The sequence below is a fragment of the Pseudoduganella albidiflava genome, assembly GCF_004322755.1.
Taxonomy (GTDB): domain Bacteria; phylum Pseudomonadota; class Gammaproteobacteria; order Burkholderiales; family Burkholderiaceae_D; genus Rugamonas; species Rugamonas albidiflava.
Map to the genome: position 1 here is coordinate 3,687,374 of NZ_CP036401.1, position 16,052 is coordinate 3,703,425.

13 protein-coding genes are annotated in these 16,052 nt (G+C 68.1%); 8 read left to right on the forward strand and 5 right to left on the reverse strand.

Translation table 11 applies throughout. The annotated features are described in order from the left end of the window. Positions 1-173: 173 nt before the first annotated feature. Entirely contained in the window at positions 174-515 is a 342-nt protein-coding gene (locus EYF70_RS15145; RefSeq protein WP_131146158.1) for a hypothetical protein, read from the reverse strand. A 291-nt stretch (positions 516-806) separates the two neighbouring features. On the opposite strand from EYF70_RS15145, the gene EYF70_RS15150 reads away from it, so the two are divergent. Further along, positions 807-1,667, forward strand: a complete 861-nt coding sequence (locus EYF70_RS15150) for a phosphate/phosphite/phosphonate ABC transporter substrate-binding protein (RefSeq protein ID WP_131146159.1) — start codon at positions 807-809, stop codon at positions 1,665-1,667. Positions 1,668-1,669: 2 nt separating this feature from the next. Beyond that, the gene (locus EYF70_RS15155) at positions 1,670-4,459 is read left to right on the forward strand and encodes a putative bifunctional diguanylate cyclase/phosphodiesterase (protein WP_131146160.1); all 2,790 of its coding nucleotides are present in this window, start codon (positions 1,670-1,672) and stop codon (positions 4,457-4,459) included. 89 nt (positions 4,460-4,548) lie between these two features. On the opposite strand, the gene EYF70_RS15160 is transcribed toward EYF70_RS15155, so the two are convergent. The 3 genes from EYF70_RS15160 to EYF70_RS15170 all read right to left on the reverse strand — a co-directional run bounded on the left by EYF70_RS15160 (position 4,549) and on the right by EYF70_RS15170 (position 6,619). Further along, positions 4,549-5,415 carry an IS3 family transposase gene (locus EYF70_RS15160; RefSeq protein ID WP_165497552.1) on the reverse strand — a complete coding sequence of 289 codons (867 nt, stop codon included), beginning with the start codon at positions 5,413-5,415 and terminating at the stop codon, positions 4,549-4,551. Further along, entirely contained in the window at positions 5,412-5,759 is a 348-nt protein-coding gene (locus EYF70_RS15165) for a transposase (protein ID WP_131143854.1), read from the reverse strand. Before EYF70_RS15165 ends, EYF70_RS15160 begins: the two co-directional genes overlap by 4 nt. 182 nt (positions 5,760-5,941) lie before the next feature. Beyond that, the gene (locus EYF70_RS15170; RefSeq protein WP_131146161.1) at positions 5,942-6,619 is read right to left on the reverse strand and encodes an SOS response-associated peptidase; all 678 of its coding nucleotides are present in this window, start codon (positions 6,617-6,619) and stop codon (positions 5,942-5,944) included. A 211-nt stretch (positions 6,620-6,830) separates the two neighbouring features. Here EYF70_RS15170 and EYF70_RS15175 point away from each other — a divergent pair, with 211 nt between their 5' ends. The 6 genes from EYF70_RS15175 (at position 6,831) to EYF70_RS15200 (ending at position 13,520) form a co-directional block, all read left to right on the forward strand. After that, on the forward strand, positions 6,831-8,069 hold the full coding sequence (locus tag EYF70_RS15175) for an MFS transporter (RefSeq protein WP_229420875.1): 1,239 nt from the start codon (positions 6,831-6,833) through the stop codon (positions 8,067-8,069). Then, on the forward strand, positions 8,066-9,727 hold the full coding sequence (locus EYF70_RS15180) for a glycoside hydrolase family 43 protein (protein ID WP_131146163.1): 1,662 nt from the start codon (positions 8,066-8,068) through the stop codon (positions 9,725-9,727). Before EYF70_RS15175 ends, EYF70_RS15180 begins: the two co-directional genes overlap by 4 nt. Before the next feature lie 135 nt (positions 9,728-9,862). Next, on the forward strand, positions 9,863-11,818 hold the full coding sequence (locus tag EYF70_RS15185; RefSeq protein ID WP_131146164.1) for an MHYT domain-containing protein: 1,956 nt from the start codon (positions 9,863-9,865) through the stop codon (positions 11,816-11,818). 173 nt (positions 11,819-11,991) lie between these two features. After that, positions 11,992-12,492 (forward strand): GNAT family N-acetyltransferase, encoded by a 501-nt coding sequence (locus EYF70_RS15190; RefSeq protein ID WP_131146165.1) that lies wholly within the window; start codon positions 11,992-11,994, stop codon positions 12,490-12,492. A gap of 111 nt (positions 12,493-12,603) precedes the next feature. Then, the gene (locus EYF70_RS15195; RefSeq protein WP_165497679.1) at positions 12,604-13,092 is read left to right on the forward strand and encodes a GNAT family N-acetyltransferase; all 489 of its coding nucleotides are present in this window, start codon (positions 12,604-12,606) and stop codon (positions 13,090-13,092) included. Positions 13,093-13,121: 29 nt separating this feature from the next. Next, on the forward strand, positions 13,122-13,520 hold the full coding sequence (locus tag EYF70_RS15200) for a hypothetical protein (RefSeq protein WP_131146167.1): 399 nt from the start codon (positions 13,122-13,124) through the stop codon (positions 13,518-13,520). Positions 13,521-13,564: 44 nt separating this feature from the next. On the opposite strand, the gene EYF70_RS15205 is transcribed toward EYF70_RS15200, so the two are convergent. Beyond that, complete coding sequence (locus EYF70_RS15205; RefSeq protein ID WP_229420876.1) at positions 13,565-16,015, reverse strand: ABC transporter permease; 2,451 nt, start codon at positions 16,013-16,015, stop codon at positions 13,565-13,567. Between the last annotated feature and the right edge of the window lie 37 nt (positions 16,016-16,052).

Sequence of the window (16,052 nt, forward strand, 5' to 3'; positions counted from 1 at the left end):
GGGACAAGCTCCCTCTTCCGGCATGGCTGCCGGCGGAACTCGCCGTTCGACACCCTGCCGTTCAACCCTGCAGCGCGACGAGGCCCATGCCCTGCCGCACGGCACGCGGCGCCACCTGTGGCGCCATTTGCGTCGTTATTTCACCTGCCGTTGCGGGCCTGCCAGGTGCCGGCTCAGCTGCCCAGCTGATGTTCGTCGCCCGGCTGCTGCGCCGTCTTTGGCCGGAATTCCTGGGGGCTCATGCGCATGCGGCCGCGGCGGTCGCCCATCAGGTCGCGCAATTCACGGATCGGAATGCCGCTGGCTTCGTGCATGCGCAGCAGGATCGTCGCGCCGACCGGCAGCCGGCCGTGGCGGATCTTGCTGAGCACCGGCGGCGCCACTTCCAGCGCGCGCGACAGTGCCGCGTCGTTCTTGGCGTTGAGCCGCTCGGCCAAGGTGTCGAGCAGGCGGCCGGGGTTGTATGGACCGATGTCGTGATCGGCGCCACTATTGTTGAGTAGGGGTTCCATCATTTTCTCCTTGTCAATCGCTACCCGTTCGATATGCAGGCGAAGCAACGCAAATCAACAGGCCGATGACGAAAAAACAGGGGTAATGCAGTAACGATATAAAAGGTTTACACATTCAAAAAAACCAACAGGGCGCCACCTGCCAGGCCGGAAAGATTGCCGGGCATTTAACTTATTAATTGTCGGTCATTGCTCAGACGCTATCTTTTTGCGCTAAAATGCCGTCCGCCGCCGGCTGACCGGCCAATTGGCGGTTCCCTCGGCGTCTGTCGACGCCTCCCCCATGGAGCCTGGATGACCCTGATCCGAACCGCCGGCCTGTTGGCCGCCTGCGCAGCTGCCACGAGCATTGCGCATGCCGCCCAAGCCACCGCCGCTGGAAGCGAGGCGGTCTACCAGTTCTCGCCCGTGAACCAGCACAACGTGCAGATCACGGCCGGCTACTGGAACCCCATCATGGAATACATCTCGCGGACCAGCGGCGTGACGCTGCGCCTGAAGCTCGGCCGCACGTCCGCCGATACCACCAGCTTCGTGCTGGCCCAGGAAGTCGACTTCGCCTTCACCAACCACCTGTTCGCACCGGAGCGCGCAAGCATGGGCTGGCGCGTGCTGGCCCGCCGCACCGGCACGGCGGTGCGCTCGCAGATCGTCACGCTGGCCACATCGCCGGTGCGCGACCTGAAGGAGCTGGCCGGTTCCGACATCGCCTTCCCGGGCCCGGAGGCGGCAGTGTCCTACCAGTTCAGCTACGCCGAGCTGGTACGGCGCGATATCCCCGTCAATGTGGTTTTCGGCGGCAATATGGATGGCGCGTTTGCCCAGCTGGTCAGCGGCAAGGCGCGCGCCGTGGGCGCCAACTCGCAGCTGGCCGAGTCGTTCGTCGCCCGGTCCGGCAAGCCGCTGCGCGTGCTGTGGCAATCGGCGCCGTTCCACGACCTGGCACTGATGGTGTCGCCCCGCGTGCCGGCCGCCACGGCGGACGCGGTGGCGCGCGCCTTCATCGGCATGGCGGACGATCCGCGCGGGCGCCGCGTGCTGGCCGACGCCGCCGCGCTGGTCAGGACGGCACCGTTCGCCTTCGTGCCGGCCACCGACGCGGACTACGACAGTTACCGCGATTACCATGGCCGCCTGCCGGCCGGCCTGCGCTGACGATGGCTCCCCTGCGCCACCTGACCCCGCGCACCCTGTGGGGCCGCATGCTCGCGCTGTACAGCGCCACGCTGCTGTGCTTCATCGTGCTGGGGCTGGGCACCTACTACCGGCTGCAGTTCGTGCGCGAGATCGAAGACGTGCAGGACACCGCCGGCATGCTGGCCGAGGTGGCGTCGCAGGCCGTCGAGGATGGTGTCGTCATCGGCGACTACGACACCGTCCAGCGCACCCTGGCCAAGACGCTGCACTATTCGCCGTTCCGCGCCGCCGCGTTCATCGACGTGGGCGGCCACACGCTGCGCATCGCCGCCCCGCCGCGCGAGGAAGGCGCGCCGCCCGCCTTTATCGTCGGCATGGTGGCCCGCCAGCTGTACGACGTCAACCGGCCGATCAGCGTGGGCGGGCGCGACTATGGCGTGATGCGGCTGACCTTCGACGAGGCCGCCATCGCCGAACGGCTATGGCACATGATCCGCGACGCCGCCCTGCTGGCGGCCTGCTGCGTACTGCTGTCGCTGTTCGCCATGCACCGCCTGCTGCGGCGCTGGCTGCGCCAGCTGACGCGGCTGCAGCGCTACGAGGAAGACCTGTCGGCCGGCGTCGCCGAAGCGGCCGCCCGGAGCGGCGACGCGCCGCTGGAAATCGAGCAGGCGATGCGCGCGGTGGACCGCATCACGCACAGCATCCGCAGCCGCTTCGACCAGCGCATCGATACGCTGATCGACTCGCTGATCCAGCACAAGAGCGCGCTCGACGAAGCGTGCAGCGTGTGCGAGCTCGATCCATCCGGCCGCATCGTCGCCGCGAACGACCGCTACGTGACCGCTTCCGGCTACCGCCGCGACGAATTGCTGATGATGCCGATCGACCAGATCGGCGAACTGCTGGAACCGCGGCGCCAGGGCCGCCATGGCGCATCCACCCTCACCTGTGAAGTGCGCCTGCTGGACCGCGCCCGGCGGCCGCGCTGGCACCGGCGCACGGTGGTACCGATCTTCGACGCCGCGCGCAACGTCGAGAAGTACATCTGCATCGAGATCGACATCACCGATCGCCGGCGCAGCGAACAGCTGGCGCTGGCCCACGCCTGCAAGCACGAGCAGGCTGCCGCGTTCGCCCGCTGCGCGCTGGTGGAATCGGACTACGACACGCTGTGCCGCCTGCTGGTGCGCGCCGCCGCCGTGGGCCTGCAGGCCGAATGCGCGGCGCTGGTGCAGCATGCCGACACGGGTTCGCGCTGCGTGGCGGTCTGGCCGCCGCTGCACCCGGCGCGCGCGGCGAGCGGTAACGGCACGGGCCAGGGTGCCGACTGCGCCGAAGGCAATGCCGGCAACCGCGCCGAGGTGGCGCTGCGCTGGGGCGATGCGCGCGGCGTGCTGGCCGTGCAGGGCCCCGCCGAGGAAGGCTTCACCGACCATGACCGCTATTTCCTCGACAACCTCGCCGGCACGTTCGCCAACGCCGTCGAACGCCACGACAGCAGCATGCGGCTGCACTACCTGGCCACGCACGACCCGCTGACATCGCTGCCCAACCGCGCCGCCTTCGGCGAGCGGCTGGAAGCGACCATCGCCGAAGCCGGCGCGGTGCAATTGCTGGTGATCGACCTGGACCACTTCAAGAACGTCAACGACACGCTGGGCCACGCCGCCGGCGACGCGCTCCTGGTGGAAGCGTCGCACCGGCTGCAGGCGGCGCTGCCGCCGCGCGCGTTCGTGGCGCGCCTGGGCGGCGACGAATTCGCCGTCATCTGCCCGCCCGGCTTCCCGGACGACGCGGCCGACGCGTGTGCCGAAGCACTGGTGGACAGCCTGCACCGCCCGTTCACGCTGGATGGCCAGCAGGTATTCATCGGCGCCAGCATCGGCGTGGCCTGCGCGCCGCGCGACGGCCGCGCCGCCGACGAGCTGGTGCGCAATGCCGATACCGCGATGTACGCCGCCAAGCAGCACGGCCGCGCGCGCGGCTGCCGCTTCCGCAGCGAGATGAATGCCCGCGTGGCGCGGCGCCTGGCGCTGGAAACGGGCCTGCGGAGCGCGCTCGACGCCAGCGAATTCAGGCTTGCCTACCAGCCCAAGCAGGATGTCGCGTCGGGCCGGCTCACGGGCTTCGAGGCGCTGCTGCGCTGGAACGACGCGGCCGGCCCGGTGCAGCCCGCCGAATTCGTGCCGGTGCTGGAAGACACCGGGCTGATCCTGCCGGTCGGCACCTGGGTGATCCAGTCGGTCTGCGCGCAGGTGCGCGCCTGGCGCGATGCCGGCATGCCGGCGGTGCCGGTGGCGGTCAACCTGTCGGCCCGCCAGTTCCAGCAGGACGACCTGGTGGATGTGATCCTGGCGGCCGCGCGGAACGCCGGCATTTCCCCTTCCGCCCTCGAGTTCGAGCTCACCGAATCCATGCTGATGAGCGACCCGGCCGCCTCGGAAGGCGTGCTGCGGCGGCTGAAGGCGGCCGGCATCGGCCTGTCGATCGACGATTTCGGCACCGGCTATTCCAGCCTGTCGTACCTGAAGCGCTTCCCCCTCGACGCGCTGAAGATCGACCGCGCCTTCGTGCGCGACCTGCCCGCCGACAGCGAAGACCTGGCCATCACGCGCGCCGTGATCGCGCTGGCGCACAGCCTGGGCCTGCGGGTGATCGCCGAGGGCGTCGAGGACGCCGCCCAGCTGGCATCGCTGCGCGCCAACGGCTGCGACGAGATCCAGGGCTACCTGTACGGCGAGCCGCTGCCGGCCGACCAGTGCCTGGCGATCTTCGCCGGAGAGTTGCGGGAACGGACGGTGGCGTGAGGCGCAGTTGGCGTGCCAATAGCGCTGGCAGCTACCCCAAGGGCGAAATGCTGGGGTCAGACTGAGATGTCCCGGGTTACGTAGACGCTTCAATTAAGCATCTGATGCTGTTTTTCGATTTCGATCGGGCTGCGGTACCCCAGCGTTTGATGGGGCCGCCGCAGATTGTAGTACAGCTCGATGTAGTCGGATATTTGAGTGATCGCTTCGGCCCGTGTCGTAAAGATGATGTGGCGGGTTTTTTCGTTCTTCACTGTGGAGAAAAAGCTCTCCGCCACAGCGTTGTCATGACAGTTTCCACGTCGGCTCATACTTGGGATTAAGTCGTTCGTCTCGAGCACGTTCCGATACTCCTTTGAGCCATAAACTGAGCCTTGATCGGTATGGCATATTAGTCCTGGTGCCGGCCGGCGCTGCACGATCGCCATCTGGAGCGCGGCAATCGGCAGCGTTGCATCTTGACGAGGGCTCATGGCCCAGCCAACGATCCGGCGAGCAAACAGGTCAAGAACAATGGCCAAATGTAGCCAGCCTTCGCGGGTGTGGATGGTAGTGATGTCACTGACCCATGCCTTGTTCGGTAAGGGCACGGTGAAAACTCGGTCGAGCAAGTTCGGTGCCGGTGGCTCTGTGTGCTGATGGGCACGCATGACGCGAAACTTTGCCTTGCGCAGTGCCTCAATGCCCTCAAGTTTGCGTAATCGCGCAACGCGATGCTTGCCACACTCTACGCCATCGCTGTTCAGTTGGTGCCACGTCTTCACCGCTCCCAAAGCCTGGTGACTCGATTCGTGCAGGCACCGAATTTTCTCACGTAGTGAGAGATCCTCCTGGCTACGTCGGCTAGGTGGCCGGCAGCGCCAGGCATAAAAGCCGCTGCGACTAATCTCCAGCACGCGGCACAGCGCTTTCACAGGGAAGTGATTGCGGAGTTCTTCAATGGCGGCGTACTTCACTGCTTCTGTCGCTTCAAGTACGCGTCGAACTTTTTTAGGATGGCCAGCTCCTCCTGGGCGCGAGCCAACTGACGCTTTAATTGCACGATCTCACTTTCTTCGCTCGCCGGCTTACGCCCTCGCGAACTGAAGCTGGCCTCCGGCCCCTTTTGCTCTAGGGCCTTGGCCCATTTATAGAGCTGATTGCGCCTGACGCCCAGCTCCAGTGCCAGCGCTTCCGCCGTCTGTTTGCCATCGTTAAGACGAGCAACAGCGGCAAGCTTGAATTGTTTGGTGTAAACAGAACGATGCTGCCGTTCGGCGGCAGCATCTTCAGATGGGGATTTTTCTGGCTTGGTTGTCATGGATTCCTCTGAGACGTATTGTCTCTTGTTTAGGATGTCCACGAAACCCGGTACACCTCAGACCCGCCGGGTCTGACCCCTGATTCTGCACTTGGGTTTGGCTTATTCAAGCAGCCCGGGGCCGGCCCCAGCTTCCCGCCGTTGGAGTAACGAGCCGAAGTCCCGGCAAACCTTCGAAACACTCAAAACAATTCCGGCTGCGGATCAGTGGTGCCGGCCGCAGGCTCCGGCCCGGCCGCCAGCAAGCCATCCGCCGGCAGCACCAGCATGCGGCGCGCGGCCTCGGGGTCGCGGCAGCGCAGCCAGGTATCCCACAGCGCGGGGTCCAGCGGCACCAGCGCGCGCTTTTCATCGCCCGGCCGGTGGAAGCGCGACAGCAGCGGGTGCGCATCGGCATTGACGGTCAGCTGCGTGAACGAGCAGACGCGCCGCCCGTCCGGTTCTTCCCAGGCGCGCCACAGGCCGGCGACCGCCAGCGGCCCGCCGTCGGCGCGGCCGATCGACCAGCGCTGGTGGCGGCCGCTTTCGTAGTTCGGCTCGAACCAGCGCTCCATCGGCACCAGGCAAAAGCGGCTGCGCGCCCAGGCGTCGCGGTAGCTGGCCAGTTCGGCCACGGTTTCGCTGCGGGCATTCATCGTCGAATAGGCGCGGCTGCCCGGCGCCAGGCGGTGCTGCGGCACCATGCCGTAACTGGCGACCAGGCAGCGGCGGCCCTCCGGCGCGGCGACGATGATGGGCGCCGCGTAGTCCTGCCACACTTCGTGCTCCCACTCGCCGCGCGGGTCGAACGGCACTCTCTGGTCCAGGGCGGCGAAGCGCGCCAGGCTGTCCCGTTTCACCGTCACATAATTCACGCACATGCCGCTCGTCCTTTCCCCTTTCTTCGCGGATCCGTACCCTCGCACCGCGCCGCGCGCATGGTAGCAGGACTCATGGAAAATGGTGCCATGCATCATCGATAGCGCAACCAGATGGGTGCCCAAAATGACGCCGAGCCATGTTATTGTGGCACTCCTTCGACATGATTGCGCAAACATGCACACTAAAAAAATTAGGGGACTGCGCTGGTGGATGATCGGACTGGTCATGCTCGGCGCCATCATCAACTACCTGACGCGCAGCACGCTGGCCGTGGCCGCGCCCACGCTGCTCACCGAGCTGAACATCACCACCCAGGAGTATTCGTACATCACGGCGGCGTTCCAGGGTGCCATCATGCTGCAGCCGCTGTGCGGCTATGTGCTGGACGTGATCGGCCTGAAGTACGGCTATGCGATGTTCGCCACGGCCTGGTCGCTGATCTGCATGGCGCACGGCATGGCCACCAACTGGCAGGCGCTGGCCTTCCTGCGCGGCCTGCTGGGCCTGGCCGAAGGATCGGCCAACCCGGCCGGCATGAAGGCCGTGTCGGAATGGTTCCCGGCCAAGGAACGGGGCCTGGCGGGCGGCATCTACAACATCGGCGCCTCGTTCGGCTCGATGCTGGCGCCGCCGCTGGTGGTGTGGGCGATCCTGCACTACAACTGGCAATCCGCGTTCGTGATCACCGGCGCGCTGGGCCTCGTGTGGGTGGCGGCCTGGCTTCTGCTGTACGACGCGCCGGCGCGCCACCGCCGCATGTCGGCCGCCGAGGCGGAACACATCGCCGCCGGCCAGGAACAGCACCTGCAGGGCGACGGCAAGCGGCCGTCGGTCGGCAGCATCCTCAAGCGGCGCAATTTCTGGGGCATCGCGCTGCCCCGCTTCCTGGCCGACCCGGCCTGGGGCACGCTGGCGTTCTGGGTGCCGCTGTACCTGACCACGGTGCGCGGCTTCGACCTGGCGCAGATCGCCATGTTCGCCTGGCTGCCGTTCCTGGCCGCGGACCTGGGCTGCATGTTCGGGCCGATCGTCGTGCTGTGGCTGCAAAAGCGCGGCGTACGCCTGATCAACGCGCGCCGCGGCGCCTTCACGGTGGGCGCCTGCATGATGATGGGCGTGGCCTTCGTGGGCTACGTGGAAAGCCCGTATGCGGCGATCGCCCTGCTGAGCCTTGCCGGCTTCGCGCACCAGACCCTCTCCGTCACCGTCATCACGATGTCGTCGGACCTGTTCAAGCGCAACGAGGTGGCCACCGTGGCCGGCATGTGCGGCACCTTCGGCAACCTGGGCCTGCTGATCTTTTCCCTGCTGATCGGCGGCCTGATGGCCAGCGTCGGCTATACGCCGTTCTTCGTCAGCCTGGCCGTGCTCGACCTGGTCGCCGCCGCCCTGCTGTGGATCCTCGTGCGCGAACCCGCGCCGCAACCCATGAATCCCCTCAAAGCATGATCCAGAACCCGATACTCCCCGGCTTCAACCCCGACCCGTCGATCGTGCGGGTGGGCGACGATTACTATATCGCCACCTCCACCTTCGAATGGTACCCGGGCGTGCAGATCCACCATTCGCGCGACCTGGTCAACTGGCGCCTGCTGACCCGGCCGCTGACGCGCGCCAGCCAGCTGAACATGCTGGGGGCGCCCGATTCCTGCGGCGTGTGGGCGCCATGCCTGACGTACGCCGATGGCCTGTTCTGGCTCATCTACACGGACGTCAAGCGCTACGGCCGCACCTCCACCGGCGGCGCCACGGGCAGCGCCTCGCTGCGCGACTTCCACAATTACCTGGTCACCAGCCCGGCCATCGACGGCCCGTGGTCCGATCCCGTGTACCTGAACAGCAGCGGCTTCGACCCTTCCCTGTTCCACGATACGGACGGCCGCAAGTACCTGCTGAACCAGTTGTGGGACCACCGCCCGGGCGGCAACCGCTTCAACGGCATCGTGGCGCAGGAATATTCGGTGGCCGAAGGCCGCCTGGTCGGCCGCCGCACCAATATCTTCCCGGGCACCGCCCATGGCCTGACCGAGGCGCCGCACCTGTACCAGCGCGACGGCTATTACTACCTGCTCACCGCCGAGGGTGGCACCGGCTGGCACCACGGGGTGACGATGGCGCGCTCGCGCGACCTGCTGGGACCCTACGAACTGCATCCGGACGTGACCATCCTCACCTCGCGCCAGCGGCCGGATGCTGCGCTGCAGCGTGCCGGCCACGCGGACCTGGTCGAGACCCGGGACGGCCAGACCTACATGGTGTACCTGTGCGGCCGCCCGCTGCGCAACCGCGGCACGTGCACGCTGGGCCGCGAGACCGCCATCCAGCCGATGGCGTGGGGCGACGACGGCTGGCTGCGCACGGTCGACGGCAGCGGGATGCCGGCACTGCAGGCCCCCGTGCCGGCGCTGCCGGAGCACCGTTTCGCGCCAGCGCCGGTGCGCGAAGATTTCGATGGCGCCGCCCTGCCAATCGATTTCCAGTGGCTGCGTTCGCCGTGGCCCGACGAGCTGTTTTCCCTGGAGGCCCGGCCGGGCCACCTGCGCCTGCATGGGCGCGAAAGCCTGGGCAGCACGTTCCGCCAGGCGCTGGTGGCGCGGCGCCAGCAGTCGCACTGCTTCAGCGCGGCGACGGTGATCGACTTCGCGCCGGAGCACTACCAGCAGCAGGCCGGCCTGGTGTGCTACTACAACGCCGCCAAGTTCCACTACCTGTACATCACCCACGACGACACGGTCGGCCGGCACCTGCGCGTGATGAGCAGCCTGCCCAACCATGTGCAGACCGATACCTTCACCCTGCCCGTGCCGCTGCCGGCAAGCGGGCCGGTGGAGCTGCGCGTGGAAGTGGACGAGGAACGGCTGCTGTTCGGCTGGCGCCCGGCGGACGACGGGCCGGACGCCGCCTGGCAATGGCTGCCGCAGCAGTTCGATGCCAGCATCCTGTCCGACGAAGCCAACGCCCCGGGCCAGCCGAACTTCACCGGCGCCTTCGTCGGCATGGCTTGCCAGGACATGTCCGGCGCGCGCCTGCACGCCGATTTCGACTGGTTCGCGTACCGCGGCCGGGCATACTGCGCCGATGCGAAGGCACTGCCTTCCCCTGCCTGATCTACCGACGCGGCGCGGCGCGGCGGGAAGCCCCGCCGCGACCGTGGCTCGCGTGCCACCCGGTCATGCCTTTCGTGTCCTCATTGTTTCGCCGACTCCGGTATAGTGACGACAGCCCATCGGCACAACGGAATCATGCTCAGCGGTTACTACCATCCCATCCTTGTCACCGTCTCGATCGCGGTGGCGATCTTCGCGGCTTACACGGGGTTGAGCCTGGCCGACCGCGTGCGCAGTTCGCAAGGCATCGTCGCGGCCGGATGGACGGCCGGCGGCGCGCTCGCGCTCGGCACCGGCATCTGGGCCATGCATTTCATCGGCATGCTGGCCTTCCGGCTGCCGATCCCGCTCGGCTACGACCTGGGCATCACCGGCCTGTCGCTGCTGCTCCCGGTCGTGGTGACCGGGCTGGCCCTATGGCAGCTGCGCCACCGCGTCGTCTCGGCGCGCCGCCTCGGCGTGGCCGCGCTGCTGATGGGCCTGGGCATCAACGGCATGCACTACACCGGCATGGCCGCCATGCGCATGGCGCCCGGGATCGTCTGGGATCCGCTGGCGTTCGCGGCGTCCGTGGCGCTGGCCATCGGCGCCGCCGCCGGCTCCCTGTGGATCGCCTACCGGCTGCGCCAGCGCACGCCGCGGGCCAGCCTGATCCAGGCCGCCGCCGCCATCGTGATGGGGCTGGCCATCGCCGGCATGCACTACACGGGCATGGCGGCCGCCAGTTTCCCGGCCGGCAGCGTGTGCCTGGCCGCCAGCGAAGGTGTCGATGGCGTGAACCTGGCGGTGCTGGTCGCCATCGGCACGGCCGGCATCCTCACCATCGCGCTGATCGTCGCCGTCTACGATGCCCGCCTGGAGGCGCGCACCCACGTGCTCGCGGCATCGCTGGCCACCGCCGAGGAACGCCGCTCGCAATTTCTGGATGAACACGAGGCGCGCTTGCAGGTGGAGCGGCTGTCGCACCTGAAGGATGAATTCCTGGCCACGCTGTCGCACGAACTGCGCACGCCCCTGAACGCGGTGCTGGGCTGGGCCCAGCTGCTCCAGCAGGGCGGCAAGGACGAAGCCACGCTGCAGCGCGGCCTGGCGGCCATCGAACGCAACGCCCGCGCCCAGGTGCAGATGATCGACGACCTGCTCGACATGAGCGGCATCGTCTCCGGCAAGGTGCAGATGGAACCGGCGCCCATCTGGCCGGCCGAATTCGTAGCCGCCTCGGTGGATGCGATCCGGCCGATGGCGCTGGCACGCCGCATCGTGGTGACCACCGACATCGACCGCCAGGCCGGCCCCGTGCTGGCCGACGCGGCGCGCATGCAGCAGGTGATGGGCAACCTGCTGTCGAACGCCGTCAAGTTCACCGAGCCGGGCGGCCGCATCACCGTCACGCTGGCCGGCGCCGCCGACCAACCCGGCCACGCGATGATCCGGGTGGCCGATACGGGCGCCGGCATCGATCCGGTGTTCCTGCCACACGTGTTCGACCGCTTCCGCCAGGCCGACGCGTCGACCACGCGCCTGCATGGCGGCCTCGGGCTGGGCCTGTCGATCGCGCGCCAGCTGGTGGAACTGCAGGGGGGCACGATCCGCGCCGACAGCGCCGGCACCGGGCGCGGCGCGGCATTCACGGTGGCGCTGCCGCTGTCCACCTTCGCGGCACCGCGCACGGCCGGGCACGATACGGCGCCGGCGCAGGCGGTGGACCTGGGCGGCGCGGTGATCGTCGCCGTGGACGACCAGCCCGATTCGCTGGATGTGCTGAAGCGTGCCCTGGTCGCCGCCAACGCGCGCGTCTACACGGCCGGCAGCGGCATCGGCGCGCTGAACCTAGTGGCCAGCGTGCGCCCCGCCCTGCTGATCAGCGATATCAGCATGCCCGGCATGGATGGCTTCGAACTGCTGCGCAAGGTGCGCGCGCTACCCAACTGCCGCGCGCTGCCGGCCCTGGCGCTGACCGCGATGGCCGGCCCCCGCGAGCGGGAACGGGCGCTGCGGGCCGGCTATACCGACCATCTGCCGAAACCCGTGGGGCCGGCCACGCTGGTGCATGCCGCCGCCGAATTGCTGGGGCAGCGGGAGAAGGCTTAGCGGCTGACCGGTCGCCTGTCCCGAGAGGCACAACATCGTTTCATACAGCCTAGCAACGGGGAACATGGGTTGGCAGTGCTGGGTGCGTAGCTCGCCCCTTGTCGGCCGGTGCATGGTCGACGGCAGCGGCATTTCCGCATAGAATTGTCGTTTTAGCAAACGCCAATCTCGTCATGCATATCCGCAAAGCACGTCCCACCGATAACTTCGATGCCAGAGCGGTCGTGCGCAAATCCCTGGCGTCATTCGGCCTCGTGGCGGATTTCGACACGCTGGACGCCGCCATCGGCGCCATCGGCCAGCCCGGCTCGCCGAACGAGATCGAACTGGTGGCGGACATTGCGGGCAAGGTAGTGGGCTGCCTGGTGATCCAGCGCCGCAGCGCAGCTTGCGCCAAGCTGTTCGGCTTCCACGTCGATGCGGCCATGCAGGGGCGCGGCATCGGTCGCGCCCTGCTCTCCGAGGCCATAGCCGCGGCAGCCAAGCGGAGTTTCACCGAACTGCAACTGGAGACTTGCGGCGGGATGGATGCCGCGATTCATCTGTATGAGTCGTTCGGGTGGAAGCGCGGGGCCGACCCGCTGCCGGGGAGTGGCGGAGATCGCTTTTACTCGCTGGCGTTGATGGATCAGGCATCGGTGGAAACCGGGGAGCGGGCGCTGGCGAAGTGCTGAGCCGCGCCTCCTGTCGCCGCCAGCACGACGCAGTCGACGAAGATGACGACGGCCCGGACGCTGCGCCGGACATCACATGCTTCTTTCCATTACTCTCCTGATATATCCCCGATGATTGAAACCCGACCTGCACGCCTGGAAGAACGCCTGATCGTCAGAAATCTAATGGAGCTCTATCAGCACGACTTCTCCGAGATCGACGGGACCGATCTGGATGAACACGGCGAATATGGTTACCACGATCTCGACTGCTTCTGGATCAGGCCGGACTGGTCGGCATATGTCATTGCTGTCGACGGCAAGTGGGCAGGCTTTGCGCTGACCAATGATGAGGTATATGTACAGGGAAACACGCGTGCCATCGTCGAGTTCTTTATCGTCAGAAAATATCGAGGGCGAGGGATAGGCGGGCTCGCCGCGCAGGCCATCATGGACCAGACTCCCGCTCGCTGGGAAATTCGGGTTCTCGAACAGAATGGCGCTGCCCTGTGCTTTTGGGCAAAGCTACTGGATAAGCAATGGCCGGATCAGCACAATAAGGCCGTGCTTGCCAACGACGATTGGCACGGTCCGGTTTTCTCTGTCGACACCCGTGTGTGACGACGCTACGGAACAAAAAGGAGATCCTCTTGCTGTCAACACGAAATATACCCCTGGCCATGGCAATGCTTGCGACCACGGAGATGGCCGTCGCCGGGCAGCCGCCGGCACTCGTGGTCCTGGTCCAGTATGTGGTGAGCGGCAGTTCTCCTGGACACGTCGAGGAAACGCTGACAAGTCCGCTCGAACGCACGCTGGTCACGCTTCCCCGGGCCGTCAACATGGTATCCGTGACGAGTGACAGCGCCGGGGGTGTCACTGTCGATCTTGAAATGCAGTTCGACGGCGGTGCGACGAGCCAGGATGTGGTCGCAGTCCTGGGCCGAATGGCGCAGCTGGACATCGGCAAGGATGTCGGGCCAACCGCAGTTTCCGTCCATCTTGGACCGACGCGCATCGACAGCAATACTGGCCTGCCGTTGCGCTAGGTGATGGCTTCCTGGCGGATGGATCGGGCGGCTGCGGCGCTCGATTACCCCCGCAGCGCCTGCGCGGGCGCCACCCGCATCGCCAGCCATGCATGCCGCGCCGCGGCGGCCAGCGCCACCAGCGCGGTGGCCGCCAGCGCGCACGGCAAGGCCCACTGCCCGGCCGGCGCCCGCTCGACATAGCCGGCCAGGTAGCGCTCGATGACCAGCGCCGCCACCGGCAGCCCGGCGAAGGCGCCCAGCAGGGCCAGCGTACCCGTTTCGCGCAGCACCAGCAGCCCGACCGCGCCCCCGGTGGCGCCATGCAGCTTGCGCAGCACGATTTCCTTGGCCCGGCGCTGCACCGTGTGGGCCGACAGCGTATAGCACCCGGCGGCGGCCAGCGCCAGCGCCACGCCGGCGGCGATGGCCAGCAGCCGCGCCAGGCGCGCGTCGTCCGCATAGTTGAGGGCGAGGATATCGCCGGCGCGGTGGATGCGCGGCAGCGCGTCCGGGAAGGCGCGGGGCCACAGGCGGCGCGCCATCGCATCCACCTCCGCCGGCGGCAGCGACGAACGCACGGTCAGCGTGGCGCCGGCGGTGGACAGTTCGAAGGCGATGGGCCGCGGCTGTTCGCGCAATGACTGGAAGCGCAATGGCGGCGCGATGCCGATCACGCGGCGCGGCGCCGTCTTGCCGTCCCAGTCGCGGAACAGCACCGTCTGGCCCAGCGCCTGGGCTGGTTCGCGGAAGCCCAGCAGGCGTGCCGCTTCGGCATTGAGCACCAGTGGCGCCGGATCGTCGTCGCGGTCCAGGCGCGGATCGAACAGCCGGCCGGCCGCCGCGCGGATGCCGTACAGCGTGAAGAAGTTGTTACCGACCCAGCGCACGTCGAGCGCGGCGCCCTGCCCGCCCGGCCGCTGGAACGTGCGGCCGATGGTGTCCTCGCTGCGGCCCACCGCGTCGAGCGACACGGCCACCCCATCGATGCCGGGCTGCGCAGCCAGCGCCGCCATCAGGCCGCGCGCCTTCTCCGAGAAGCGCACCTGCTCCGGCACGTCGACCAGCGTCAGCGGGCCGGGATCGAAACCGGGCGCAGCCTGCGCCGCATAGCGCGTCTGCCACGCGATCGCCAGCGCCACGCCGGCCACGCCCATCGCCACCGCCAGTTGCAGCACGGTGAGCACGCGCCGCGTGCGCGCCGCGCCGGACGATTCGGTATCCGGCTTGCCCGACAGCACGCGGTCGGGCCGCACGCGCACGGCCAGCCAGGCGGGATAGACGGCGGCCGCGCAACCGAGCACGATGCCGGTGGCCAGCATGGCCGCCACGTGGCCCGCGGACAGCATGCCGGGCAGTTCGCGCGCGGCCAGCGCCGCGAAAGCGGGCTGCGCCAGCCACTCGAGCAGCAGTCCGAGCACCGTGGCGGCCAGCGTCACCGTCACGGCTTCGGCCGCGCATTGCGCCGCGATGTCGCGGGCCCGGGCGCCCAGCACCTTGCGCACGGCCAGTTCGCGCTGCCGGCGCAGTACCCGCACGGCGGCGAGGTTGACGTAGTTGGCACCGGCCAGCGCCAGGATCAGCAGGGCCACGGCGCCCAGGCCGGCCACCAGCGCCGGGTTGGCACGCTGGCCCGCGCTCCACAGGAAGTTGCTGCCCAGTTCATGGTCGAAATACGCATCGCGCAGGGAGGCCAGCGCCAGTTCCAGCGGCTTGCGGCCGGCCAGCCGGGCCAGCACGTCCGGCGCGTGCCGCTGCATGCCGGGCAGGTGGTCCACGGCGGCCTGCAACGCGGCGGCAACGGACTCCGGCGACGTGCCAGGACGGAGCCGCAGCAGCACCTTGCCGGGCCAGCCCTGCCGCCCCGTCAGCATCTCCTCGCGGATCGCCGGCTCGACGATGGCGCTGGCGACACCGGTCAGCGCATCGAACGGCAGCGTGGTCGGGCCTTCCTGGGGTTCCAGCACGGCCGCCACCCGCAGCACCTGCCCTTCCGCACGGAGCATCCGGCCGACGGCATCGGCCGTATCGAACAGGCGCAGGGCGGCGGCGCGGGTCAGCACGATGCCGTCCGGCCGCGCCAGCGCCGCTTCCACGTCGCCGTTCACGGCGCGCAAGCCCAGCATGCCGGCAAAGCCCGGCAGGACTGTCAGGCCCTGCAGGGGTACCAGCCGGTCGCCGGCGCGCGCGGCCAGCCCTTTCATCTCGGGACGCAGCGGCACCAGCACCGCGGCGCCCGCCACACCGGGCAGCGCCGCCGCGGTGCGCGCCAGCGCCATCGGCGCCTGGTCGAACCACGGTGCCTGCGGCGCGGTATTGTCGCGCTGCTTGACGATGTACAAGCCATCGGGCAAATGGGCGTTGACGCTCCAGGCGTGGCGCACGAAGCCGCTCAGCAGTGCGAACACGGCGAGGCCGAGCGCGAGCCCACCCACCGCGACCAGGCTTTGCCACGGGTTGGCGGCCAGCGTGCGCCAGCCCGTGCGGAAAAATTGTCCAGCCAGGCGCGCGCTCATCGGCCGCACCGCATGCAGGTTGCCATCATTGTCTCCA

Bases quoted from the DNA above. Each gene is read 5' to 3' on its own strand.
- EYF70_RS15145 (WP_131146158.1), bottom strand. From the start codon at position 515: ATGATGGAACCCCTACTCAACAATAGTGGCGCCGATCACGACATCGGT.
- EYF70_RS15170 (WP_131146161.1), bottom strand. From the start codon at position 6,619: ATGTGCGTGAATTATGTGACGGTGAAACGGGACAGCCTGGCGCGCTTC.
- EYF70_RS15205 (WP_229420876.1), bottom strand. From the start codon at position 16,015: ATGAGCGCGCGCCTGGCTGGACAATTTTTCCGCACGGGCTGGCGCACG.
- EYF70_RS15175 (WP_229420875.1), top strand. From the start codon at position 6,831: ATGATCGGACTGGTCATGCTCGGCGCCATCATCAACTACCTGACGCGC.
- EYF70_RS15150 (WP_131146159.1), top strand. From the start codon at position 807: ATGACCCTGATCCGAACCGCCGGCCTGTTGGCCGCCTGCGCAGCTGCC.
- EYF70_RS15180 (WP_131146163.1), top strand. From the start codon at position 8,066: ATGATCCAGAACCCGATACTCCCCGGCTTCAACCCCGACCCGTCGATC.
- EYF70_RS15165 (WP_131143854.1), bottom strand. From the start codon at position 5,759: ATGACAACCAAGCCAGAAAAATCCCCATCTGAAGATGCTGCCGCCGAA.
- EYF70_RS15155 (WP_131146160.1), top strand. From the start codon at position 1,670: ATGGCTCCCCTGCGCCACCTGACCCCGCGCACCCTGTGGGGCCGCATG.
- EYF70_RS15185 (WP_131146164.1), top strand. From the start codon at position 9,863: ATGCTCAGCGGTTACTACCATCCCATCCTTGTCACCGTCTCGATCGCG.
- EYF70_RS15195 (WP_165497679.1), top strand. From the start codon at position 12,604: ATGATTGAAACCCGACCTGCACGCCTGGAAGAACGCCTGATCGTCAGA.
- EYF70_RS15190 (WP_131146165.1), top strand. From the start codon at position 11,992: ATGCATATCCGCAAAGCACGTCCCACCGATAACTTCGATGCCAGAGCG.